At 47.5% G+C, this 23,324-nt stretch carries 21 protein-coding genes; 11 read left to right on the top strand and 10 right to left on the bottom strand.

The window, feature by feature from the left end:
• The first annotated feature begins 29 nt into the window (after positions 1–29).
• From KME11_16440 to KME11_16430, 3 genes are read left to right on the top strand one after another with little or no spacing between them, the layout of a single operon-like run.
• Entirely contained in the window at positions 30–1,166 is a 1,137-nt protein-coding gene (locus KME11_16440; GenBank protein ID MBW4516800.1) for an ABC transporter permease, read from the top strand.
• A 37-nt stretch (positions 1,167–1,203) separates the two neighbouring features.
• Positions 1,204–1,413 (top strand): DUF2281 domain-containing protein, encoded by a 210-nt coding sequence (locus tag KME11_16435; protein ID MBW4516799.1) that lies wholly within the window; start codon positions 1,204–1,206, stop codon positions 1,411–1,413.
• Positions 1,414–1,737: a PIN domain-containing protein gene (locus KME11_16430; GenBank protein MBW4516798.1), complete on the top strand. Its 324-nt coding sequence runs from the start codon at positions 1,414–1,416 to the stop codon at positions 1,735–1,737. It abuts the gene before it with no gap.
• Positions 1,738–1,825: 88 nt separating this feature from the next.
• On the opposite strand, the gene tsaB is transcribed toward KME11_16430, so the two are convergent.
• Positions 1,826–2,476, bottom strand: coding sequence for a tRNA (adenosine(37)-N6)-threonylcarbamoyltransferase complex dimerization subunit type 1 TsaB (gene tsaB, locus KME11_16425; GenBank protein ID MBW4516797.1), 651 nt, complete (start codon positions 2,474–2,476; stop codon positions 1,826–1,828).
• A gap of 50 nt (positions 2,477–2,526) precedes the next feature.
• On the opposite strand from tsaB, the gene KME11_16420 reads away from it, so the two are divergent.
• Together KME11_16420 and KME11_16415 are read left to right on the top strand one after the other, a co-directional pair.
• A complete protein-coding gene (locus KME11_16420; GenBank protein MBW4516796.1) occupies positions 2,527–4,407 on the top strand; it encodes a tetratricopeptide repeat protein in 1,881 nt (626 codons plus the stop codon).
• Positions 4,408–4,620: 213 nt separating this feature from the next.
• Entirely contained in the window at positions 4,621–4,827 is a 207-nt protein-coding gene (locus KME11_16415) for a hypothetical protein (GenBank protein ID MBW4516795.1), read from the top strand.
• A 76-nt stretch (positions 4,828–4,903) separates the two neighbouring features.
• Here KME11_16415 and KME11_16410 read toward each other — a convergent pair whose 3' ends face one another.
• Positions 4,904–7,183, bottom strand: coding sequence for an ATP-dependent RecD-like DNA helicase (locus KME11_16410; protein ID MBW4516794.1), 2,280 nt, complete (start codon positions 7,181–7,183; stop codon positions 4,904–4,906).
• Positions 7,184–7,544: 361 nt separating this feature from the next.
• On the opposite strand from KME11_16410, the gene KME11_16405 reads away from it, so the two are divergent.
• Positions 7,545–8,741 carry a DUF3747 domain-containing protein gene (locus tag KME11_16405; GenBank protein ID MBW4516793.1) on the top strand — a complete coding sequence of 399 codons (1,197 nt, stop codon included), beginning with the start codon at positions 7,545–7,547 and terminating at the stop codon, positions 8,739–8,741.
• Between the two features lie 197 nt (positions 8,742–8,938).
• Positions 8,939–10,048 carry a WD40 repeat domain-containing protein gene (locus tag KME11_16400; GenBank protein ID MBW4516792.1) on the top strand — a complete coding sequence of 370 codons (1,110 nt, stop codon included), beginning with the start codon at positions 8,939–8,941 and terminating at the stop codon, positions 10,046–10,048.
• Positions 10,049–10,058: 10 nt separating this feature from the next.
• On the opposite strand, the gene KME11_16395 is transcribed toward KME11_16400, so the two are convergent.
• Both KME11_16395 and KME11_16390 read right to left on the bottom strand, forming a co-directional pair.
• Positions 10,059–12,359: a protein kinase gene (locus KME11_16395; protein ID MBW4516791.1), complete on the bottom strand. Its 2,301-nt coding sequence runs from the start codon at positions 12,357–12,359 to the stop codon at positions 10,059–10,061.
• A 56-nt stretch (positions 12,360–12,415) separates the two neighbouring features.
• On the bottom strand, positions 12,416–14,116 hold the full coding sequence (locus KME11_16390) for a trypsin-like peptidase domain-containing protein (GenBank protein ID MBW4516790.1): 1,701 nt from the start codon (positions 14,114–14,116) through the stop codon (positions 12,416–12,418).
• Positions 14,117–14,703: 587 nt separating this feature from the next.
• Here KME11_16390 and KME11_16385 point away from each other — a divergent pair.
• Both KME11_16385 and tatC read left to right on the top strand, forming a co-directional pair.
• Positions 14,704–15,843: a CHAT domain-containing protein gene (locus tag KME11_16385; GenBank protein ID MBW4516789.1), complete on the top strand. Its 1,140-nt coding sequence runs from the start codon at positions 14,704–14,706 to the stop codon at positions 15,841–15,843.
• Positions 15,844–16,017: 174 nt separating this feature from the next.
• Positions 16,018–16,830, top strand: a complete 813-nt coding sequence (tatC, locus tag KME11_16380) for a twin-arginine translocase subunit TatC (GenBank protein MBW4516788.1) — start codon at positions 16,018–16,020, stop codon at positions 16,828–16,830.
• Positions 16,831–16,854: 24 nt separating this feature from the next.
• Here tatC and KME11_16375 read toward each other — a convergent pair whose 3' ends face one another.
• Positions 16,855–17,172, bottom strand: a complete 318-nt coding sequence (locus KME11_16375; protein ID MBW4516787.1) for a DUF3067 family protein — start codon at positions 17,170–17,172, stop codon at positions 16,855–16,857.
• A 241-nt stretch (positions 17,173–17,413) separates the two neighbouring features.
• Here KME11_16375 and KME11_16370 point away from each other — a divergent pair, with 241 nt between their 5' ends.
• A complete protein-coding gene (locus KME11_16370; protein ID MBW4516786.1) occupies positions 17,414–17,776 on the top strand; it encodes a hypothetical protein in 363 nt (120 codons plus the stop codon).
• Here KME11_16370 and fmt read toward each other — a convergent pair.
• Entirely contained in the window at positions 17,763–18,782 is a 1,020-nt protein-coding gene (gene fmt / locus KME11_16365) for a methionyl-tRNA formyltransferase (protein MBW4516785.1), read from the bottom strand. The genes KME11_16370 and fmt overlap by 14 nt on opposite strands.
• Before the next feature lie 140 nt (positions 18,783–18,922).
• A complete protein-coding gene (locus KME11_16360; protein MBW4516784.1) occupies positions 18,923–19,777 on the bottom strand; it encodes an OmpA family protein in 855 nt (284 codons plus the stop codon).
• Positions 19,778–20,158: 381 nt separating this feature from the next.
• Here KME11_16360 and KME11_16355 point away from each other — a divergent pair, with 381 nt between their 5' ends.
• Positions 20,159–20,848, top strand: a complete 690-nt coding sequence (locus KME11_16355; protein MBW4516783.1) for a hypothetical protein — start codon at positions 20,159–20,161, stop codon at positions 20,846–20,848.
• 20 nt (positions 20,849–20,868) lie between these two features.
• On the opposite strand, the gene KME11_16350 is transcribed toward KME11_16355, so the two are convergent.
• From KME11_16350 to KME11_16340, 3 genes are all read right to left on the bottom strand, one after another.
• Positions 20,869–22,074, bottom strand: a complete 1,206-nt coding sequence (locus KME11_16350) for a DUF4335 domain-containing protein (GenBank protein ID MBW4516782.1) — start codon at positions 22,072–22,074, stop codon at positions 20,869–20,871.
• Positions 22,071–22,679 carry a DUF3038 domain-containing protein gene (locus KME11_16345; protein MBW4516781.1) on the bottom strand — a complete coding sequence of 203 codons (609 nt, stop codon included), beginning with the start codon at positions 22,677–22,679 and terminating at the stop codon, positions 22,071–22,073. The genes KME11_16350 and KME11_16345 overlap by 4 nt, the downstream gene beginning before the upstream one ends.
• A 316-nt stretch (positions 22,680–22,995) precedes the next feature.
• The gene (locus tag KME11_16340; GenBank protein MBW4516780.1) at positions 22,996–23,280 is read right to left on the bottom strand and encodes a DUF427 domain-containing protein; all 285 of its coding nucleotides are present in this window, start codon (positions 23,278–23,280) and stop codon (positions 22,996–22,998) included.
• Positions 23,281–23,324 lie beyond the last annotated feature (44 nt).

Here is a 23,324-nt window from a genome sequence, read left to right as displayed (position 1 = left end):
GATGATGGCTACAGAGATGGAGTAGTGGCATGGACTGGTGGCAAAAGTTAAAGCGGAATTCTTTGGCGCGGTATGGCGGGCTGCTCCTGGTATTGTTTTATGTCATTGTGATTTTTGCCGAGTTTATTGCGCCTTACAATCCTTATGCAGCACAGGCAGATGGCTCATTGTTGCCACCTACTCAAGTTTTTTGGCAAACGGAGCAGGGGCAATTTATTGGACCTCACGTGTATCCCACAACGCAAGGTGCAGTGAGTTTAGAGACAGGCGATCGCATTTTGAAGCGCGATCGAACTCAGCCTTCGCCCATCCATTTCTTTGTCCAGGGTTCTGAGTACCAATTTCTTCAGTTTCGGCTACCTCTGCCCACTCGCTTCTCCTTGGCTGATCCCAGAATCGAAGTCATTGATATTTTTCCTGGATTTAAAAGCAACTTACATTTGTTTGGGGCGATCGGGGCAGGCAAAATTAATCTTTTAGGAACCGACGAACAAGCCCGTGATCAATTTAGTCGTCTTATCTACGGCGGACGCATTAGCCTGAGCGTTGGCTTGCTGGGCACGTTAATTGCATTTCCGCTAGGAATGTTGATCGGCGGTATTTCGGGTTACTTTGGCGGCTTTGTCGATGCGGTGCTGATGCGAGTTGCCGAAGTCTTACAAACAATTCCCAGTATCTATTTGCTAATTTCCTTAGCGGCGGTGCTGCCTCCAGGGTTGAGTAGCGCTGAGCGGTTTATGTTAATTGTGTTGATTACATCGTTTGTCAGTTGGGCAGGCTTGGCGCGGGTGATTCGGGGGCAAGTGTTGTCGATTAAGGAACGAGAATTTGTGCAAGCCGCAAAAGTTATGGGGGCGCAACCGCTCTACATTATTACTCGACACATTCTGCCGCAAACTGCGACCTACATTATTATCTCTGCGACCCTTGCCATTCCTAGTTTTATTGTTGCCGAGGCGGTTCTGAGCTTCATCGGTCTGGGCATTCAGCAGCCTGATCCATCGTGGGGCAATATGCTATCGCTGGCTATTAATGCCTCTATTTTGGTGTTGCAGCCCTGGCTGGTGTGGTCACCTGCGTTGGTCATTGTGCTGACGGTGCTGGCGTTTAACCTCTTGGGCGATGGCTTACGGGATGCGCTCGATCCGCGTAATACTCAGCGTTAAATCGGCGTTTTTAGGATAAATGGTAGGAGAATGCATTGTGAGAAGTCTAATCGAAAAAATCAATACGCTGCCGCCTCATTTAAGAGTGAAGGTAGAGGAATTTGTTAACGCTTTAGAAAAAGAGGAACTCAAGCCTAAGTCAGGGAAAAGATTACGACAAGATTGGGCAGGCGCGTTGAATGATTATCGTGATCGGTACACATCACTTGAACTTCAGAACGAAACAGTGGAACAGTGGACAAAGTAGATGTATCTGCTAGACACTAATATTTGGTTAGAGCGACTCTTAGAACAACAGCAATCTGAAGTCGTTCGACAACTCCTAAAACAAATTGCCTCTGAGCAACTCTGTATCTCTGACTTTGCTCTTCACTCGATCGCCCTTGCCCTGACTCGGCGGCATCGACTAGAAGCCTGGTTACGATTTGTTCAAGATGTATTGATTGACGGAGAGGTAACGTTAATACGCCTCCAACCCGAAGACTTACAAGCTGTTGTAGAAAGTATGGAGCAGCAGAATCTAGACTACGATGATGCCTACCAATATACTATTGCCAAAAATATAATTTGACTCTTGTCAGTTTTGATAGTGATTTTGATCTTACAGAACGTGGTCGCCAGACTCCCTCACAAGTTTTATTGTCTTTAGCAAGTAATCCCTAAACCGGACTCTGCCCATAAAACGGCAACACATCTGCCCAATGCGATCGCCCCCCTTGCTTCCACTCTAGGTAAGCCAACTCCAATAAACTCATGGCCGTCCCGCCTAGTCCAGCTTCTGCTTCAACGAGGTGATAAGGATTTTTCCAGTTCTCTAAAGTCTGCTCCCACTGATCTTGGGGCATGACGACATCGGCAATTTTCGGCACGATCGCCTCTGCCATGGAGGGATCAGCAAAGGAATAAATAGCGGCATGAACTTCGCCGCGTTGTGCCGCCATTTGCACCGCAATATCTTTTCCTACCACCTGCGCCCGAATTGACCAGGCGATCGCGGCCAACGACGAAATTCCAAACAACGGAATCTCTAACTGTTGCGCCAGCGTCCGCGCCATGACAACGCCAATTCTTGTCCCTGTAAATCCACCAGGCCCTTTCGCAACAGCAATAAACGATAGGTCTGTCCAGGTCTGGGGCTTAATAAATTCCATCAGGTGAACGTGCATATGGGTAGACAGATCGCGCCCTAAGGGGAGGGTTTGGGCACGGCTATCAGTAGCAATGTTGGTAGCACGGCTGTTAGGGGTAAAGTTGCTGATGGCTAAACCAAGATCGGGGCTAGCGGTATGGATGGCGAGAGCATAGGTCATGAATTTATTTGTATCATTAAATCTGCTGTTCTCTTGCACCTGTTATCCCCATGTCAGATACTCCTTCGTTGCGCGATCGCTATCTCTCGTTAATTGACGAAATTGTAAAAATGACTCTGAAAGGAGAAATTCGTGCCAAAGAGCAGGTTTATCAACTTTTGGTGGATGGAGTCAGTGGGGGAACGGGGGAAATTTTTGAACGATGCTTGGGCGATCGCCTGACTGAAGCACAGCAGCAGTTTGACACGCAAACGGATGAACTGAAGCAGGCGAAAGCGCAGCGCAGCCTGCGGGCAATGCGAACCATTCAAGGAGAATGGCTCCGGTGGCAAGAAAAGAACCAGTCCACGGAAGCGCTGGACACGGCTGTACAGCAAATCATTTTGGCGATCGGGCAGGGGGAACACTTGAGCGTGTTTCTGACAGTGACTGATCCAAACCGTCCCAAGCCGCTGAACTTAGCCCAATGGCAGCAGTTAGCAAAAAAGCTTCAGCAGCAAGCAGAGGGCGGCGAACTTTCAGACGGTACGGCAGGGCAAGCACGTCAGATCGCTCAAGGCATTTTACGCAGTTTGGAAGGATGGAATCGCCTAGAGAATTATTTGGTGAGTTGGATTTATGATCAAAGCCGAAATCAGCTTGGATTTGAGGGCGTTCCAGGTGAAAAGGGCCCTTGGTTAGCTTGGGCAAAACAGGTGAATAGTGATATTCCTCGATCGCTCTTTCAAACGCTGACGATGGGCGGTTCGGTGGTGGACTGGGTTGGGCAGAAAAATCTTGGTATTGGAGATTTTGTAGAAATTGCAGGGATTTTGCGCTGCCTTCAACAAGGCTTGATCAACTGGTTTGATAAGTTGGTGTATGACTCGAAGGTGGGAGCAAAGCTGTCGATTTCTACGTTTTTGGGGTTCTCGATCGTGTGGTCACAATTGGCAAGGGGGTTTGCCCAAGCGAGTACGCAGCCGCAACAGGAGAGTTTAATGAATGGATGTTTTCAAATGACACTGCAAATTTTGCGAACATTTGCTCAGTGCAGTTATTTCCCGTTGTACGGTGGCATCTTCGCTTCGTTCTCTGGCGAGTATCTCCGGGATGCCTTGAGCTATTTAGATGAGCCGTTGCGCCAAGCAGAAGGGACGCAAGAAAAGGCGCGAATTTTGACTTTGTTAGGATCTTCGACGCGGGCGTTGGGTCAGCCGGAACGGGCTTTAGCGTTTCATCAGCAAGCGTTGGAGATTGCGCGGGAGGCGGGTGATAGTGTTTGTGAGGTGGCAAACTTAAACCATCTGAGCCGAACGGGAGTGGCGCAGGGTAATTTTGCTGAGGCGATTAATTACGCGCAACGAGCGGTAATTTTAAGTCGGCAGAAGGGCGATCGCCTGGGTGAAGCTAATGCCCTGGCAAATTTGGGATACAGCGAAGTATTTCAAGCACAAGCATTAGAGCAAGCTGACCCAGATTTGTACGAGATGGCGGTGGATCGGTTGCAGCAGGGCTTAGATCTGTCGGAGAAGGTGGGCGATCGCCAAAGTCAGGCGCTTTGTTTGAGCAGCTTGGGCATTGCCTATGTGGTATTGAATCAAGCGGAAGGGGCGATCGGCTATTTAGAAAAGGGTGTTCAGATTGCTCAGTTCACGGGCGATTTATATCTACAGGGCATTAATCTGTCGTACCTGGCAGAGGCACACTATCGGTTAGAAGACTCTGGCAAAACGGTTCAAGCCGGATGTCTAGCCATGTATTTACTGGAACAAATTGCTTCGACGAGCTGGCGGCAACCTGCGGGGCTGCTAACGGTTTTGCGAGGAAAAGTGGGCGATGAAGCGTTTCAAGAATTGTTAACGCAACAGCGGGCAGCCATCATTCCGGTGATTGGGGTAGATGGGTATGACCATCTGCCAAGCTTGTTGAAGATATATCAGGGCAGTTGATAAAACGCTTAAGTCTACTTAAAGTAAGGATATGAAAGAACCGACAGCAGAACAGTTGCAGAGTTTGTATCGCGTCTGTCATGTTCTTACAAATGTGGTGTTTTAACCCATTCACATTGTTCGTATCGATAAGCGATCGCTCAATTTATTTATTCTGGCAGGGCAGGCTGAGGAAATTGAGCTTGAGATTCAACCTAATGGGAGGATTGAGCCATGAAGCAGATTAATTATGCAGAGATGAGCGATCAAGAACTGAAGCACTATCTGGTCAAAAATCGTGATGACCAAGCGGCATTTTACGCATATTTGGATCGACGACAGGCTCGCTCTAACAAAACAATCATTGAGTTAGATGATCCAGATTGGCAAGAGAAGATTGTGGCTGTAATTCGAGAGCAACTTAACGCCAATCAAAGTTGAACCGTAAGGAGCGCGAATACCATGAAAATTGAGGTATTGAAGAAGCGACTTGATAATAATCGTTCCATGATCACTATTACATCTGCTCTAGTCGTTGCGCTAGTCGGGTGTAGCGGTGTTGGTCTTTGACTTGGCTAACAGCAAGGGCGATCGCTTTTTCTGGGCCTACTACCACAGCTAGCTGCTTAGCGCGGGTAAGTCCGGTGTAGATAAGATTGCGCGACAACATTAGGTAATGCTGCATATACAGGGGCAGAATGACCACCGGATACTCGCTGCCCTGGGATTTGTGAATGGTAACGGCAAACGCAAGGGCGATTTCGTTGAGGTCGGCAGCGTCGTAAACCACAAGGCGCGCTGCTTCGCAGATACCGCAAGGGTCGCTAAATGAAACCATGGCTGATCGTTCTTCAGGATCGATATCGGTAATCACGCCTAGATCGCCATTGAACACGTCACGGTTGTAGTCGTTTACTTTTTGAATAATGCGATCGCCAACGCGCAAAGTAACGCTGCCGCGAATGATCTCTGGCTTTGCGGGATGAGGAGGATTAATCAATTGTTGCAAGACTTGGTTAAGGTTACGTGTACCCACATCACCGCGCGTCATCGGACAAAGAACTTGAACATCGCGGGCTGGATTAAAACCTAATTTAGGAATTAGCACGCTAATCAAATCTTGAATGGCTTGGACTCCATGTTGCGCTTCCGGTGCAGTTAGCCACAAACAATCGGATTTAGGATGATCAGAAACAGGTTCTAGGTCGGGGAATTCGCCGTGATTAATCCGGTGGGCATTGCGGACAATTTGGCTGGCTTGCGCTTGCCGAAAGACCTCTGTGAGGCGCACGACCGGAACTTTTTCAGACTTGATCAAATCTGCCAAAACGCTGCCAGATCCAACGCTGGGCAATTGATCAATATCGCCCACTAGCAAAAGCTGTGAATCTAGAGGAACGGCTTTGAGCAGGGAATAGGCTAGAAACAAATCCAACATTGAGGCTTCATCGACAATGATGGACTGAGCGGCAATGGGGTTATCAGCATTGCGTTTGAACTGGAGTTGGGACGGATCAAACTCTAATAAACGGTGGACGGTTTTGGCTTCTTGCTGGGTCATTTCGCTAAGGCGCTGTGCTGCTCGTCCGGTGGGTGATGCGAGCGCGACCGATTTACCCATAGCTTTCCACAGCGCCACAATGACGCGAGTAGAGGCAGTTTTTCCGGTTCCGGGGCCGCCTGTCAAAATTAGGACGCGCTGACTGGCAGCAATTTCTATGGCTTGACGCTGCTGCGCTGAGAGTTGCAACCCGGTTTTTTCAACGTAGCGGCTAATCCACTTTTGCACGCGGGGCATATCTATTGTGAGCGGCTCGGCTAATAATAAAAGCATTCGTTCGGCAAGCTTGTATTCTGCGCCATAAAAGGTCGGGGCATAGCAAATGATCTGGTCAGGCGCTATTTTTTCTAGCACCAATTGTCCATCTGCTGCCATTTGAAAAGTGAGGGCTTGAATCAAGTCGGGATTGGGTTGATGATCCGTTAGGAGCAGACGTTTGGCAGCGAGTTCGACTAATTCAGGTTGGGGCAGGAAGCAATGCCCATCATCGGCGGCTTCGCCTAATACATGCAAAATACCACTGCGATAACGGAATTCGGAACTGGGATGGATGCCCAGGGTACGAGCGATCGCATCGGCAGTAATAAACCCAATTCCATAAATATCAGTCGCTAATTGGTAAGGATTTTGGGTAACGGTTTCAATCGACTCGTCGCCGTATTGCTTGTAAATCTTGACGGCATAAGTAGTGGAAACGCCGTGTCCTTGCAAAAACAGCATTACTTCTTTAATTGATTTTTGCGATTCCCATGCTTCCTGAATGGCGAGAATTCGCTTGGGGGAAATGCCCGGAACTTCGGCAAGGCGATCGCTGTGGTGTTCAATAATATCTAACGTCTCTAACCCGAAGTGTGACACGATTCGTTTGGCAGTTGCCGCACCAACTCCTTTAATTAACCCACTGCCTAAGTACTTTTCTATTCCCGTTAGCGTTGCAGGCTTGGTTTCTCGGTATTGGCTGACCTGGAACTGCGATCCATATTTAGGATGATCGCGCCAGGCTCCTTCTAGTTGCAATGTTTGTCCAGGCTGAATGTTGGGGAAAGTACCGACGATGGTAATGAGTTCGCTAGCGCGGGGAGCTTTAAAGCGCGCCACGGTATAGCCCGATTCGGCTGAATGGTAGGTAAGTCGTTCAACTACGCCTTCCACAATTCCTGCGGGTAAAGGCGTGGCGGAAGTGGGTAAATTAGGGCGGGCGGCTTTGCCGTTACCGCGAGGGTCGCCTTCAGACATAATGCGGAATATAAGAACTACACCTACCACAGCCAGTTTACGCAAAGACTCCTCTATTTTCCACCAGTTTCTCAATCCTCACAGCCCAACCTATCATTCATCTTTTGTCATAAAAATTCCTTTAATCTGCCTGGAACCTTTTGTAGCCTTGCCTTGTCTATCCCTTTAGTTCACCCCACCGATTCTTCCCCACTGCTCCTCACCAGTAGTCAGGGTACGAAGCTGCACAACGTTAAACTTTTTGCTTGAACGGAGCCGATACATTAAATGGCATGAGCTGAAGAAAACAGCCGGAAACAATTTCGCTTCCTGCCGCATCTGTTCCATTACACAACTATTGCATTACCCTGAGACCTTAATTATGAAATCCAATATTCGTCTATTTGCTACCCTCGCTGCTATCGCTGCTGCTACAACCCTCGCCGCAGGTTCCAGTTTTTCAGCAAGCCAATTTGGTCAAAAAGAAGTAGACCAAAGCCAGTTTGAAGCGATCGCGTCTCCTTATCAAGCGGGCAAAGCTCACCAGCTTTTGGTCGTTGAACAAGTTACCGATGCGCGCCCTTGCTGGAGCGAGTCTGGTGCGGCTCCTACGTTAATTGAGCCGTTACTTTTACAATTCGACTTTACGGGCATCTGCGGACGTAGCACCGATGCAAATGGTTATTCCATTCGGATGAACGGTGAAGACTTGGGATTAAAGTACAGCTTGCGAGTTCTGCGCCGAGATAATGATTTAGTGCTGGTAGGCGCACCCCGCGATCGCGGTGGTCAAGAGATTCTAGTCGGGCGCACGAATGGAGTAACTACAGGCTTTGCAAAAATTGCGCTTGATCCAGGTTGGCGGTTTACAAAACGGACGTTGGGCGATCGCACTTTAGGTCACGTTTATTTAACCTATGACGGGAACGCTCCTGACGACGGCACAACTGGCGGCGGTGTAACGCCAACCGCTCGATTCCGCGATACGGCAAGCGATATTTACTTGGCAGAAATTAACCAGGCAGTTGATGCCGGATTCATTGCTGGCTTCTCCGATGACAATACCTTCCGTCCGCAAGCTTCTCTCACCCGTGAGCAGTTAGTGTCAATGGTGTTGGGCGCGATCGATAGTTTGCCTAATGTTAACTTGAGTGTCCCGGCTGCAACGGGCAATCCTTACGCCGATGTTACCTCTAACCGCTGGAGCGCTGCTAAAATTCAATTCGCCAAAGCTAACAACATTGTTAGCGGCTATGAAGATGGCAAGTTCCGCCCCGAACAACCTGTTACTCGGGCTGAACTCATGGCAGTCATGCGTCGCGGCGCTGAGTATGCTAAGACTCTGCAAGGACAGCCTGTAACGCTACAAGCTAATCGCCCATCGGTGAACTTTGTAGACACTACTAGCCACTGGTCAAATGCGCTGGTGGGTCAAATGTCTAGCTACTGTGGTGTGGCTTCGCCGCTGAATGAGCGGGGCAGCAGCTTTGCACCTGATAGTGCTGCTCAACGCAACTACGCTGCCGCTGCAACTCTGCGGATGCTGAATTGCGTTAAAGGTCAGCCTACGGTGCAGTAAGTGTTAATTTCCTAAGTTGTGAATAGCGGGGTGAGGCAACTCATCCCGCTTTTTTTGAGAATCATTTCTTCTTAAGAAGCATTAGATAATTTGTTGAGCAACGTCATTGACCTAAATAGATCCAAATGAATTCATATTTGGATAAATTCTGCCAATTTAGAATTTTAGGTAGATATTTTCTTTATTATCTTATGGTTATGGCTCTCAACCGAATTGCTTTAATTTCCTTCTTTGCATCGCTATCTGGCTACTCAGCCGTTGTTATTTCTCAAGGTTTAGTCCTTGCTTTTATCGTGCCTGGGGCGATCTCTTCGAGTTACCTGCAAGGGGTCGCTGCTACTCTGGTTGATCCAACTTGGAAACCTGGCACAGTAGATTATTTAGAGATTCCGGCAGAACTGGGTGGAAATTCTAGACCCGTGCGATCGCTTGCTTTTACGCCAGATAGTCAATTTTTGGTGAGCGGTGGGGTTGATAAAACGATCAAAATTTGGAATGTTGAAGCGCAATCACTTGTCCGATCGCTCATCCCCAGTCCAGCCCAAGAGGTCGGAACAATTGCATTGAGTCCGGATGATCAAACATTGGCAAGCGGCAGTATCGACGGCACCGTGCGGCTATGGAACTGGAAAACTGGAAAGCTTCTGCATACCTTAACAGGGCACTCAAGTATTGTTACCTCTGTTGCTTTTAGTCCCGATGGTCAAACGCTAGCCAGTGGCAGCGGAGATAAAACGATTCGTTTTTGGAATGTGGAGAATGGCTCATTGTGGCAAACCATTACGACAAAACAATTTATTGAAACACTGGCGTTTAATCCAGCAGACGATATGCTGGCAAGTGCTGGAATTGAAATGAGCGTTGATTTATGGAATTGGAAGACTGGTAAATTAATTCGTTCTCTGGGTCGTTATACAGGCGTTATTTATGCGATCGCCTTTAGTCCTGATGGGCAATCTTTAGCGTTCAGTCCCGATGCAAATGCAAGCAACCCGACCCTAGAGCAGAATACCTTACGATTGTGGAACCTGGAAGGAGAGCAAATTGGGCAAACCCTGAGTGGTCATACCGATTACATCGATGCAATTGCCTTTAGCCCCAGTGGACAAACGCTCGTTAGCGGCAGTTTCGATAAAACTGTGAAGGTCTGGAATGTGGAAACAGGAGCGCTTATTCCGGGTACAGCGATTCAGGAATATTTGAAAGATGATCGGCGGATTTTGGCGATCGCCTATCGTCCTGATGGCAAAGCGTTTGCTTTGGGCAGCGGTGATGGCAGCATCAAAATCTTTATCTCAAAAGAGTAACGATTGTCCGTTATAGTCGTCGCTCGATCCAACCGCTGCCACCACCCGAAGGCACGCTAGGGGGCGGCGCAGCGGCAGGAGGAGTGTTAGTGCTACCCGAACCACCACTGCCCGAACCGCCATAACTTTCAAAACCAGAGCTTCCGGAACCAGAGTAACTATCATTGCTGCTATAGACGGGAGCCTGTTGGACGGCTTGGGCAGCAGCTTTTGCCGCCGCCGCCGCCTTCTTTTGGGCGATCGCCTCAATTTCTCGGTTTGCTTTTGTTGCAATCTCTTGAACGTGCATTTTCCAATAAACACTATTTTGAGAGATAGGCTGCCCTAATATCTTAATGTTGCGAATCTGATCGAGTGCTTTTTGCCATTGGCTGCTGGTCAAGAATTTCTGAGCTGCTTTAAGAATTTCCTCATTTTTTTGCCATTCAGTTTGCCACTGTTGAATCGTTTGTTCGGCTTTGGGAGCTATGGCAGCACTGAACGGAATGGCTTGGGCGATCGCTTTTGCTTCTAGAAACTTGCCTTGACGATATTGCTCTGTCGCAGTTTTGAGAATGGCTTCAGACCACTGGTTCGTTAGACTTTGGGCTTGTGGATAGGCTTCCATGTTAGGAGAAATTGCACGAGTTTGGGCGATCGCATCCTTAAACTTCCGTTGCGTTGCCAAAGCTTTTGCTTGTGCCAACAAACAGTCACCTTTTAATCCTTGGGCTTGAGCATATAAATCTAAATATTGTTCAGAGACTTGGCTGGCTTGCTGAACACAGTCCTCATATTCCCCTGCTGCTTGCAAAGAACTAACCTGCCTTAAAGCGTCTTGTGCTTTGAGATAGGCTTGTTTTTGGACAACGTAAATTCCTCCTATTATTATCCCTATTCCAATCATGAGTGCACAACCACCCATGAGCCAAATAGGTTGAACAGTAGCAACAGATTTGGTTTCAGAATCAGCTTTAATTTCTGGTTCGATCGCTATTTCAGGCGCGTTAATCGTTTCTGGTTCTGTCTGTGGCTGTTCAACAATGGGTTCGACAATGGGTTCGACAATGGGGATGGGTTCGATAATTGACTCAATAGGACATTCTAATTCAAATTCAACAATGGGTTGTAGCTCAATAATTTCAGTCTTAATAGTTGATTCAAGCACTGGTTCAATAATGGGTTCAGAAATTTGTTCTACTTTAGGGTTAGAACTCTGCTCTGGCATGATTGATTCAGATATTGATTCAGATATTGATTCAGATATTGATTCAGGCTGAGAAACTGGCTCAATAATAGGTTCAGCCACCCCTTGCGGATAACTCGAAGCGATCGCCTCTTCAAGAGAGTCATTAATAGACTTTTGAGAAATGACAGTGGGCGGTAGATCAGTGGTCAGCTTGCGGTAAAGCGGAACATCATTTGAAGAAATAGCTGTCGGTTGAAGAGGCGTAACTGGCGTAACTAACGGTTTTGGACTAACGGGCACCATCCCCCGACGATTCATTAAACCTTCTAGGTCTTGCAAAACTTCTGTAGCAGATTGATAACGGTCTTTGAAATGATACCGCGTCATTCGAGCCAAGATGTTTGAAAGCTCGTTGCTGATTTGGGACTGATCTTGCCAAAGCAATTCTCCGGTTTCTACATCCTCTGGCAACTGCATGGGCGTTAACCCAGTAACTGCCTGAATGCCAATCATCCCTAAAGCATAAATGTCACTATTGGGGCGAGGTCTGCCATGGCTCTGTTCTGTCGGCATGTATCCTGGAGTTCCAACTGAAATGGTTGCAGTTGGCTGTCCCTGAAACATGATTTGGGTGCGGATCTGTTTAACGGTACCAAAGTCTACCAGGACAAATTGATCATCTTGATGCCGACGGATCAAGTTTTCGGGCTTAATATCTCGGTGGATAACGTTGTTCCCATGTACAAAGACTAAAACGTTTAATACTTCCCATAGCAAGGGATAGATTTGGTTTTCAGCCCATTGCTTTCCAGGCGGCAATTCGCTTGCTAAAGAATATCCATCAATCAGTTCTTGAACGAGAAAAAACTCTTCACTTTCTTCAAAATATGCCAGTAGCCGCGGAATTTGCTCATGGTTTCCCAGCTTTTCTAAAGTTTCGGCTTCCGTGGCAAAAAGTCTTCTGGCATTGTCTAGAAACCTTAAGTCACTGCTGGCAGGTTTAAGATGTTTGACAACACATTTTGGATTGCCCGGACGGCGAGTGTCTTCGGCAATATAAGTTTGCCCAAAACCACCCGCCGCTAAGGGACTAATGACCCGATAACGACGATCTAACAACTGCCCTAGGAATGAAGCTTGCATAGATATGGGCGATCGCCAAGCATGAATAGCCTAACTATAACCGTCTTGATACCGTCTTAATAACTAGAGTTGTTTCCAGGTTGAGGCGCTGTTCTCTTACTGTCTTCAGCCTGAAAGATGCCTGTCACTTGGTTATAATCTTCACCAATTTGAATCTGATCCTCGTTGTTGAGCAAATACCCTTCAAATGAAACTCGCGTTCCATTCACCCGCACGCCGTTGGTACTAAAGCTAGCGCCATCGCCATCATAAATGCGGTAGCTATTGTTCTCTCGCTTTAGAATTGCATGACGTTTTGAAAGAACATCCCAACCTGTTTCAGGCACTTTAAAGTCTGCCCACTGGCGATCGCGCCCCAACCGATGTTGGCTGTCTCTGAGTTCAAACTGTTGGACTTGACCCTCATGGTTTTTCAACTTCAAAATAGCCCCTTGAACCGAAAGAACAGTATCTTTGCTTCGTGCTAACGAACTCATAACCGTTCTGTTGTTGGGCGTTGCTGCCTGACCTGAACGGCTAGGTTGTCTCTCTATTGCTTCTGTGGAGCGATCGACAAAATCTTGCTCATCTGCCGGAACTCCTGCAAAGGCAGGTGTCGATCTGCGACGAACAATAAAGTAGGCTCCCAGCAGCCCCAGCAAAGCGATCGCCACACCTGCCAGTAACGGTATATAACTCTTGCTCTTCCAACGTTCTGCAATCTTCTGCTCAGAAACTTGAACCAGCTTATCCACTTCTGAATGCTGCTCAAATAGTCCTTTCACCGCCTCAAATTTTGTCTTCGCGCCTTCATAGTCCTGGTTCCAGTACAGATCTAGCCCTTCTCGATAAAGAGGTCCTGTAGATCCTTCTTCGTTAGCAGCACCAGACTTTCTCGTAAATTCCAAAATGGTGCTGGTCGGAATTGCATAGGGAAACCCAGTTTCCTCGTCCCAACCGCTGCCGCCAAAGGTAATCATGCCAATGACTTCGCCTTGCTGATTCAAGACAGGTCCCCCCGAACTCCCAGGAGCCACAGTTACATTAAGCTGCAATACTGGAGAGCCGTTTTGCAGTGTTTTATTGGAGTTTGCTACTTTACCATCTAGTGCAGAAGCCTCTGAAAAAGACTTGTCACTGAGAACAGACGTAACATCAGCCGCACCTGGATAACCCAATACAACAATAGGATCTTGTATTTGAACGGTCGTAGAATCACCTAGCTTCAAAACAGGTGCATTAGTAACTTCAATTTTAACGACTGCAACATCTTTACCAATGTCTTGGCGATCGGGGTCTACAACAGGCAGTCCACGTTCCTTCACCTCAAACTTGAAGATTTCACTATTGGGGAGAACAACGTCATTTCTGAAGACAAAATCACTCAAAGTGCTACTTTCTCTAATGTTCTCCTTACGTAGCTGGGATACGTTAGAAAGGTCATTCTCAGTTGTTAATCGTTTAACAAGATTGTTAAAAAGCCGCTCTCTACAAGCTTTTTCTCCTCCTTCTGCCAGGTTAACAACGTGCGCATTTGTCACGATGTAACCATTGGGATCTACAAAATACCCTGATCCTATTCCACCAGACAAAAACGGATATGAGACACCTTCATATTTATACCTACCAAAGCAGCCCGCTAAGATTCTGACCACGGCGGGCTTGGAGTACATGGTCAAGCGCTGATTTGGCTCAAGCTGAGAGTTTTTAGAAAGACCAGGAATTTGAGCAAAGAAGAAAATTGGCGTAATAGAGAACAGAGCGAGGGGGCGGCGCATGTACGATTCTCCTAAGCTAGAGCAGTATTAAATCAACCTAAATCTGATATTTAGAAGTGAGTTGTTATTCAAATTTCACTTCAGAAAACAGTTCAATCTTTAATCAATAATGTAGATCTAAAATTTAGGAGATCTGCTTTAGAGAATCTTGTATATTCTGGGCTAGTGACATAATATCCGGACGAGGCGACAAAAATTAAAAAGTTAACTAAATTTTAAAGATCCTAGGATGATTCCATAGAGTTGCTGACCATAGGATGAGGAATAAGCAAATAGAAGCTTCTATCAGCAATGCTCGCTGGATTTGGCGAGATTAAGGTTCTTTAGTCTTCTCTTAAGGCTGTCAATGTATTCCAATGTATTCAAAATACTAAGAGGATGTCTGAGAAGTATCAAAGATTCTTACACTCGCCCCCCAACCCCCCATTTTGGGGCAGGACTTCCGAGCCACTCCTTCTTCAAAGTCCCCCAAAATGGGGGATTTAGGGGGCGGATTGGATAGCAACCTAGACTTCTCAGACAACCTCTAAGGTGGTTGAACACAAGGTATTGCAAAAATTCTGTTTCCTACTGACACAAAAAGCCGAATGCACGCCCGTAGCTCTGTAAAAACAATCTTGATTTTGGCAGCGAATCCTACCGATACTGCCCGTTTGCGGTTGGATCAGGAAGAGCGTGAAATTGATGACAGCTTAATTTTGGCTAGGAAACGCGATTACTTTGATTTAAAGAAGCGATCGGCTGTGAAAGAGCGAGATATTCGGCGGGCTTTGCTTCGTAATGAGCCTCAAATTGTTCACTTCTGCGGACATGGCTACGGGTTAGATGGATTGGCTGTAGAAACTGATGATGGGAAAACTCACTTATTTCCGACAGAGGCTTTGGCGGAACTCTTTAAGCTTTTCAAAAATCAAGTTGAGTGCGTTGTTTTAAATGCCTGTTTTTCGGAGGTGCAAGCCAGGGCAATTAGTCAACATATTCCTTACGTGGTCGGTATGAGTCAAGATATTGGCGATCGCACCGCAGTTGAGTTTGCCGTGGGCTTTTACGATGCCTTGGGCGCAGGCAGAACTTACCGCGAAGCCTACCAGTTTGGCTGCAATGCGATCGCCACCCACAAAGTATCAGAAGCCCTCATTCCTAAACTTTATGCTCAACAAGAGCCAGTCGATCCCCTCCCCTTCAGATCCAAACCGCCTCAAACCCAATCGGCTTCGCCGCAACCCTACCGTAACAATCAAGGTTCAAATCAGCCCTCATCTGGATTTAGACCTCCTCGATCGCCCGCTCGCATCTCGCTCCCAACGCAACGTAACGCAAAGTCACTCAGCTTCAAGATTTTTATTCAAAAAGCCTGGTGGCTGATGGCGTTAGTTCTTGCTGCTTGGCTCATGACTGGGTTGGAAGCAGCGGATGCCGAAGACCAACTGCAATCTCCAATATTTAGATTTCTCTCCTACGGTGCGTTAGCTGGAGCAGTCAGCGGAATTTGCGGTGGATGGACATTGCGAAGATTAAACTCAGCCACTCCATTGCATCAGGTTTTACTAGGTCTGATCATTGGCTCTTTAGCAGGCGCTCTGCTGTGGCTTATGATTGCAGAGCTTTATATGACGTTGATTCCTGGAGGCTTGAGGAGTGGTAGCGGTGGCTTAGGTTTAAGTGTGGGTGTAGCAATTATTGGTTGTATCTATGGAGTTGCCAGACGATCGCAAGCTAAAGGCTAAAAAACAGCATCACAATAGTCTTAGAACTTAGTCCCAGAAATTGGATGGGTCAAAATAAAGCTGTAAAATCTCTCGTTTCCGATCCCTACAATGATGCCGGGAGACAGCCCTTAAGATAATGCTCTAAACTCTTCTGTAAAATAGAGATTCAGCAACTCCATAGTCCCCTCTCCAATGACTGCACCTTCAGAATTAGAGCCAGCTACTCAACCCGTGGCAAGCACCACTGCCCCCCTTTCAAACGGCAACTCGATCGCGCCAGAGCCAGAGCCAGATAACGAACTACCCGACGAGGTAGAGATGTCGTTGTTTGACCATCTAGAGGAACTGCGACAGCGGATTTTTTATGCCCTGATTGCGGTCGTTGTAGGCGTGGTTGGCTGCTTTGCCTTCGTTAATCCCATTGTTCATCTCCTAGAGGTTCCGGCGCAGGGAGTCAAGTTTTTGCAACTGGCTCCGGGCGAATATTTCTTTGTGTCGATTAAGGTGGCAGGGTATAGCGGAATTTTGGTGGCTAGCCCCTTTATTCTTTACCAAATTGTGCAATTCGTCCTGCCTGGACTAACTCGCAAGGAACGGCGATTTATTGCGCCTATTGTATTTGGCTCGACGTTTTTGTTTGCTGGAGGCTTGGCATTTGCCTATTTTCTATTGATCCCGGCAGCGCTTAACTTTTTTATTAATTATGGCGAAGGGGTTGTAGAACAGCTTTGGTCGATCGAGCGCTACTTTGAGTTTGTGTTGCTCTTGCTATTTAGCACAGGGCTGGCATTTCAGATTCCCGTGATTCAGCTTTTATTGGGCTTAATTGGCATTGTTTCATCTAAGCAAATGTTATCGGGATGGCGCTATGTAATTTTGGGGGCGGCTGTTTTGGGAGCGGTGCTAACGCCTTCAACTGATCCGGTAACTCAGAGTTTGCTTGGTGGAGCAGTGCTGGGGTTGTACTTTGGCGGTATTGGCATGGTAAAGATGATTGGGCGTTAAGCTAGGCGTTAAAAACATTGGACGCTAAAACTCTTCTAGCAGCCATTCTGAGGCTCTTGCGCCCAAGTCTATGGGAATACTGACAGCTTTGCCGAGGCGAGGGCGATCGCGCGTTTGGGCAATAAAGCGCTGCACCTGAATGTCTCCACCCCAGGCGCTAACGTAGCTGGCTACAGTATCTAAATGGGCTAAGTACTCTGCTTCAGTCATGGGAAAAGAGGCTTGCTCCAGGTATTTCCACATAATCTGAACCAACATTTTCTGCTGTACGCGCCGAATTTGGACATCATAAGAATGTCCCCATTTGATTAAAAAAAGCTGCTGTAATTCTTCTCCAGTCATAGATTTGGCAGTTTTATCTAGAGCATCACGATTTGAGTTAAGGGTTTTTTAAGATTAAATTTAAGATTAAATTTATAAACCTGTCTTGAAATGTTAGATACTTTGATCACGAATTAGTACGCTAATCTTGTAAATATTCTTTTAAGTAGCTTTATCAGTAATCTTTCAAGTGAGTTAATGCAAGCATTAGTGATTTGTCTTAGGCTCCTATCCTCTCACAGAATGTTGGACTGAGGTTTCAATGGAAATCTGGGAACAGTTAAGCCGACAACGGGTAAAGCATATCGTTAGCAGCTATCAATTAGGCGGCGACGAAGCGATGCGTTTTGACAGCTATTTAGAGGAACTCTTGCAAAGATATCCTCGCCCTCTGATTGAGCTAGCGCTGATTGAAACTTTGGTCGATGCTTGGTTGACGATCCCGTTGGTACGCGGGGTCAGTTTTTTGATGAAAGTCCATGACAAACTGAAGCTTTGGGAAAATCAGCCTATTGTCAGCACCATTACTTCAACTCAATTTCAGCAAATTGCCGGGCTTGATCCGGCACCTGTGTTTGGTTCGACTGAGCTTCCTCCAGCTTGCTCAATTGTCAGCCCTTCGTAATTTGTTGATCTAATTGATCTATATTTATTGTTAATATTTCGCCGACTTGCAAGCGAGTGCCGTTCATAAAGTCCCAGCCCGATTGCAATCGCTTGCCTGCCATTTGTACTTCTTTCAACAATAGCTTCCCTGCTCCGGTTTGCACAATCGCACCCTGGTTTTTGAGTAGCTCTACCACAGTTCCTGGTGCAGCCTCTAAATTCTCTGACCCGTCATATTGCTGAAGTTCGGACGGTAGCAGAGCACGATCGCCATTGAGTGGCACTGTTGCAGTCACTTTGAGGGATTGATTCCGAAACGTTGTCACGCAGTTGGGATAAAAGCCTCGCACCTGGTTATGGAGCGCGATCGCCGCTTTTGTCCAATCTAGCCCGTAGTTTTCCTTACGAATTAGTGGCGCATAGGTTGCTTGCTCATGATCTTGAGGAATGGGTTGAATGCTGCCTTGGTCGAGTCTTAGCAGCGTATCCACCATGAGATCGGCGGTGACGACAGCCAGTGTTTTGGCGAGATCTTGGGCATTGTCGAAAAGGGCGATCGGGGTGACCGCTTTCAGCAGCGCTGCTCCTGTATCCATGCCTGCATCCATTAGCATTGTCGTAATCCCGGTTTCAGTTTCGCCGTGGTACAAACACCACTGAATTGGTGCTGCCCCCCGATATTGGGGCAATAAGGAACCGTGCCCATTAATGCATCCCAGACGCGGCAGATCCAGAATCTCTTGAGAGAGAATTTGCCCGTATGCCACTACCACAAAGGCATCTGCTCCCACTGCTCGTAATAACTCCAGCACTTCTATATCTTTTTTAATGCGCTGCGGCTGCCACACTGGAATTTGATGCGCCACAGCAACGCCTTTGACCGGAGAGGGCATCAGGTCATTGCCCCGACCTCGCCGCTTATCGGGTTGGGTAACGACTGCTGCCACTTCAAAGGTATCGCAGTTCAGCAGGCGTTCTAGGGTAGGCACCGCAAATTGAGGCGTTCCTAAAAAAACAATTTTCATCAACTTCTTAAAAGACTATAATTCAAGGTCAATTTAGCCATCACCCCATAAAAGTATCAACCTGTTCAAAGCCCCTCTCTACTTCAAAGCCCCTTTCTTTAGGAGAGGGGTTGGGGAGAGGTTCTTCGGCAAGCTCGCTTTTATTGAGGATCGATCGCAATTTCAATGCGGCGGTTTCGTTGGCGATCTCCTTGAGACATCCGCGTGGAGTCGCCTTGAGAGCTATTTCCTGCCAAAGGACGGCTATGCCCGTAGCCGATCGCCACCCACTGATAATTTTCGCCCAGCTTGCTACTTAAATATTGCTTAACAACTTTTGCCTGTTCAAAAGAACGGGAGCGATCGGCTGCAACTGCACCTTGCTCGTCTACATGCGCCAATACCCGAACAGTAGCGCCTGGGTAGCGCTGAAGATCGCTGATCAGGCTATCGAGAAGAGCAAGACTTTCGGGGCGCAAAGTAGTTTGGGTCGCATCAAATAGGCTATCGCTAGGCAAGGTTACTATCAAGGCTTGCCCAAGGGGTGTTGTAGCCGAGGAGCCTAGCTGAGTTTCTCCTAGCTGAGTTTCTATAGTAGCAGCGCGATCGCCTAATCCCTTAAGCTGCGCCTGAAGCTGTGCTAGTTCTGCCTGAAGCTTGTCTCGGTCAGCCTTTGAGAGTGGAGCAGAGGGTGGGGGCAACTGATTGATCGGGGAGGGCGCGATCGGACTGGCTGGAGAGGGTGCGGTTAAAGGCTGGGGCGCTGGAAATAGTGCCTGTTTTTGTTGATTCACCCAATTCTGGGACTGACGCAACGCCTTCTCCACGATCGGGGGTTCTTGGGCAGTATCTGGATAAAACTGGGCGATCGCTATTCCTACTAGGGCTGCAAGGCTACCACTGATCCCCAGTAGTAAGAGCCGAAAAATTAATACCAGCAAAAATCCTCCCTTAACTTCAGATTTACGGGCATGTTTTTCGACTCGTTCAGAAGGCTGGGTAACTGGATTCACCATGAACTTGACCTCGTTGTTCCTCGAAAGTGAGATTAAGATTCATCTAATGCTGTCTCATTTAAGCTTGCTATTAGAAAAATGTTATTTTTAGAAAAAATACAGCGAATTGAAGGGTTCTGCAAGTTCGGATATCAGCCCTCATTTATTTAATCTTGAAACATTTAATCTTAGAAGTATTAGGTTCAGGCCGAATAACGAGCCTGGCACTTTATCCTCTACAGACTTTTTCCTAACCCCCTTTACCATCACTCGACTAACTAAACTCACTCAAGGCGCAGTTCATGATTCTTAATGCTTAGACTGGCTCAATATCTCATTGATTACGTAATATATTGTCTTTCTTGCTGACCCTAAGCTCTTCACTCTGGGTGTTTTTGTAGAATGAATATACAGTCTGTGCAACTCGATCCGCTCAACAGTCCTCATCCTATTCCCTGGACCTGGGTCACCTCCATTGCGCTCGGCGGCGGCTTTGCGCCGGGTTACTATGGTTATTATCGTAGCCAGTCCCTCCTTTCGCCGAATAGAGATTATGCGGCATACAGTCGGATACAAGTGCAGCCCGCTGCGCATTTTACGCAAAGCCGAGTCGTCAGTGCTTTATTTCTTGAAAACTTGCGCACAGGCAACCTGCAAACCATCATGGCATCTTCGCCATTTGCCGATTCTCCCTTCAGAACAAGTGAATCGGAACAGGCAGGAACGATCGCCGTTCTCATTCCGATTGCTTGGTCAGAAACGGGCGATCGCCTCCTTGCGAGGGAATTTGAGGCGATCTTTGGCAGCAGCGTCGCCTCCGACTTTGCCGTAGTTTGGGATAGCCGCACTAATCAAACTCAAACGCTTGCCCCTTCGCGAATTAACTACAGCAACGCAGTTTTAATGGGCTGGAGCCAAACTCATCCTGAACAAGTACTCTTCCAAGCGGGGATGGTGGGTGATCCGCATTGGAATTTTTACACGGTTAAAACCAATGGTCAAACCCAGCTAGCAGAAGACGATCGCCCCATTACTTATGGACAAGTCATGACTAACATTTGGGCAGGTCCGCAGGCATATAGGTGCCTATAGCTTAATCAGTTACACAAACTCTAGGGTGACGAGTTTTGGGTTGGACTGTGCCATGGACTAATTTCTAAAATACCATCGGGTCTGAAAATAACTAGAAGCTGAGCCACAGGTACGGGGCTAGGAGTGGCTCCTGTTGGGTTATAGCGCAAGTCAAGCAAGGGTGTTTCCTTGACATAGGTGAGCGCTGCATCATTGGCAAACTTAAAGCCCAAGATTTCGCCATTTTCAGCCACACCTACCCGATATTCCAGGTTCGTGGTAAAGCTTTGGGGGGGCTTGGTGTTCCACCCTTCATATAACTTAGATTGCAGCGCCACAATAATTGAATCTAGCTTGCCTGGATCTGTAATTTCAGGAGCAGTGCTGAGAATTCCATCAATTTCTTGAGAACCGCTAGGGCTAGCGATCGCTGTGCTGTTAGCAGCGGCTGGGCTAACCGATGGACTAAGCAATGGACTAGCCGCAACAATACTAGCCGGACTGACCGATCGAGCAGATGGGCTGACAGCCACCGTTGAACTGGGTGAAGCAACTGGGGTAATCGTAGGATTAGGTGTTGCAGAGGCAAGAGGATTAGTCAGCGCAGGGTTTGCCGCGATGGGCTGGGGACGACGGTTAGGTGGATTAGGCACATAGAAGAGCGCGATCGCGGCTACCGTCAAGCTTGATAACCCCAAAGCCGCAGGTAATGCCCGCTTGGCGATCGGTTCTTGCGCTGCTGCAAACCGCTTTGAAAGGGGAGTTAAATTCAACGAAAGTTCTGGCAACGTCTGGGCATCAGCAAAAAACTGATCAACAGCCTCAACCATGTCAAAAAGCTGCACTGTGGTTAGATCAAGCTGTGTAGCAGGCGTACTCGGCATCTGATGCAGCCTCGCTTTATCCTTTCCAATCGGATTATCGATTTGAGGCTGAACCATCAGGCGATGCAAGTTGGTGTCAATTCTTTGTAACTGCACCAATTTAGGAGTGCCACGATGCTTTGAATGGGTCGCTAGATGAGGAACACCACTTAAATATTCTTGGGCATAAGCACTTACTGCTTTAACTAAGCTTTCTAAAAGCTCCTTACCGCCAATTAGAGGGCGATCGTGCCCTGCCACACGGCATTCCACATGCGTCACCACCGAAATAGGGGGACGACCGCTCCCATCAGCCCCATCTTGACTCAAACCCTCAATTAATAGTTGACAGTTGGGAAGGCTGTACTGGCGTTGAATCGTCATGAGGCTTCTCCATCAAACAAACTGCTCCAGAATCGCTGTGCGCCAGAAGTACCTGTACAAAACAAAAGTTGACCCAGTAAACTCATTGCCAGTTGATTCAGCTTTTCATCAGAGTTGTAAGCGATAACGGCAGTCCGTTTAGGATTCATGCGGGAGCGAAAATGGGCGCGAAATCGTTCCAAGTAGCTGCCTAGCCGAATATGTTGCTCCAGGGGAAGCTGCTTTTCTAGAAGCTGGTCGTACACCAAAAGCATCTGCCGAATTAAAACGGTCATGCGTCGAGCCAGGTGGCAAGTCATAAAGACTAAAGCTTTTGCCTCATTCAACGTTAGGGGACGGCGTTGACTATAGCGACGGAGAGGGTTTGTTGCTCGCAGTCGCCAGAAGGAAACGCGGTTTTTGATGACGCTTTGCAAGTCTAGTTCTTTGGCAGCGGTCAGCATGGCTTCTGCGCCGCCTAAATCTAAAGCTTCGATCGCCAGCAACATTAGGTCAAGCTGTTGCCGCGTGCGTCGAGGGCAAACTGCTTCCGGCAGTGGAGGGTTGGGTAACGCATCCAAAATTGCGGGTGCTATGGGTTGAATGGGCGGACGACTTAATTGCATTACCCTCACAGAGTTAATCAGCAGAAATTGTATATCAAACGTTGACCCACGATCCGATAAAAGCGCTAGGGTGGCAAATGCTCTTGAGTTCTGATCGCCTATGCTACCACTTCACTGTTAACTGACGAATGCGCCTGGCTATGGTGCCTATTTTTTAAATATTGCGCCACTATGCCCAGATATTATGCCCATATCCTTTTGGCTGCATCTTTGGAGACAGATTTGAGTATCAAGTTTTGTGTCTTGTGACAGTTTGAAAATTTTATGACAGTTCTAAAGTTAGCTCAGCTTCATGCCTCGCTTCTGCTTCGATCGCCTACGCCTCAACCTTGACTCCGCGCCAAAAGGCAATATAGCCCTCAATGTTTTTTGCGGCATCTTTAGCTTGAGGATAGTACCAAGCTGCATCTACATTGGCTTGTCCATCGACTTCAAGGCTGTAATAACTAGCGGTGCCTTTCCAGGGACAGGTAGTATGGGTAGCGCTGCTTTTGAAGTATTCAGTTTTAATAGCATCAGGTGGAAAATAGTAATTTCCCTCAACCACTTCACAGCGATCGCTCTCGGCTAAGACTGCTCCATTCCAAGTTGCTTTTGGCATTCTTTTTGCTCCAGTGAGGTACGTTTTGACTAACAGATCATTAA

It is taken from the genome of Timaviella obliquedivisa GSE-PSE-MK23-08B (assembly GCA_019358855.1).
In the GTDB taxonomy this organism is placed as follows: Bacteria; Cyanobacteriota; Cyanobacteriia; order Elainellales; family Elainellaceae; genus Timaviella; species Timaviella obliquedivisa.
The sequence above is the reverse complement of the archived record's forward strand: the minus strand, read 5'-3'. Positions and strand labels throughout refer to the sequence as shown.

Coding starts and splice junctions, on each gene's coding strand:
- KME11_16440 (MBW4516800.1), top strand. CDS start 30: ATGGACTGGTGGCAAAAGTTAAAGCGGAATTCTTTGGCGCGGTATGGC.
- KME11_16430 (MBW4516798.1), top strand. CDS start 1,414: ATGTATCTGCTAGACACTAATATTTGGTTAGAGCGACTCTTAGAACAA.
- tsaB (MBW4516797.1), bottom strand. CDS start 2,476: ATGACCTATGCTCTCGCCATCCATACCGCTAGCCCCGATCTTGGTTTA.
- KME11_16420 (MBW4516796.1), top strand. CDS start 2,527: ATGTCAGATACTCCTTCGTTGCGCGATCGCTATCTCTCGTTAATTGAC.
- KME11_16415 (MBW4516795.1), top strand. CDS start 4,621: ATGAAGCAGATTAATTATGCAGAGATGAGCGATCAAGAACTGAAGCAC.
- KME11_16410 (MBW4516794.1), bottom strand. CDS start 7,183: ATGTCTGAAGGCGACCCTCGCGGTAACGGCAAAGCCGCCCGCCCTAAT.
- KME11_16405 (MBW4516793.1), top strand. CDS start 7,545: ATGAAATCCAATATTCGTCTATTTGCTACCCTCGCTGCTATCGCTGCT.
- KME11_16400 (MBW4516792.1), top strand. CDS start 8,939: ATGGCTCTCAACCGAATTGCTTTAATTTCCTTCTTTGCATCGCTATCT.
- KME11_16395 (MBW4516791.1), bottom strand. CDS start 12,359: ATGCAAGCTTCATTCCTAGGGCAGTTGTTAGATCGTCGTTATCGGGTC.
- KME11_16390 (MBW4516790.1), bottom strand. CDS start 14,116: ATGCGCCGCCCCCTCGCTCTGTTCTCTATTACGCCAATTTTCTTCTTT.
- KME11_16385 (MBW4516789.1), top strand. CDS start 14,704: ATGCACGCCCGTAGCTCTGTAAAAACAATCTTGATTTTGGCAGCGAAT.
- tatC (MBW4516788.1), top strand. CDS start 16,018: ATGACTGCACCTTCAGAATTAGAGCCAGCTACTCAACCCGTGGCAAGC.
- KME11_16375 (MBW4516787.1), bottom strand. CDS start 17,172: ATGACTGGAGAAGAATTACAGCAGCTTTTTTTAATCAAATGGGGACAT.
- KME11_16370 (MBW4516786.1), top strand. CDS start 17,414: ATGGAAATCTGGGAACAGTTAAGCCGACAACGGGTAAAGCATATCGTT.
- fmt (MBW4516785.1), bottom strand. CDS start 18,782: ATGAAAATTGTTTTTTTAGGAACGCCTCAATTTGCGGTGCCTACCCTA.
- KME11_16360 (MBW4516784.1), bottom strand. CDS start 19,777: ATGGTGAATCCAGTTACCCAGCCTTCTGAACGAGTCGAAAAACATGCC.
- KME11_16355 (MBW4516783.1), top strand. CDS start 20,159: ATGAATATACAGTCTGTGCAACTCGATCCGCTCAACAGTCCTCATCCT.
- KME11_16350 (MBW4516782.1), bottom strand. CDS start 22,074: ATGACGATTCAACGCCAGTACAGCCTTCCCAACTGTCAACTATTAATT.
- KME11_16345 (MBW4516781.1), bottom strand. CDS start 22,679: ATGCAATTAAGTCGTCCGCCCATTCAACCCATAGCACCCGCAATTTTG.
- KME11_16340 (MBW4516780.1), bottom strand. CDS start 23,280: ATGCCAAAAGCAACTTGGAATGGAGCAGTCTTAGCCGAGAGCGATCGC.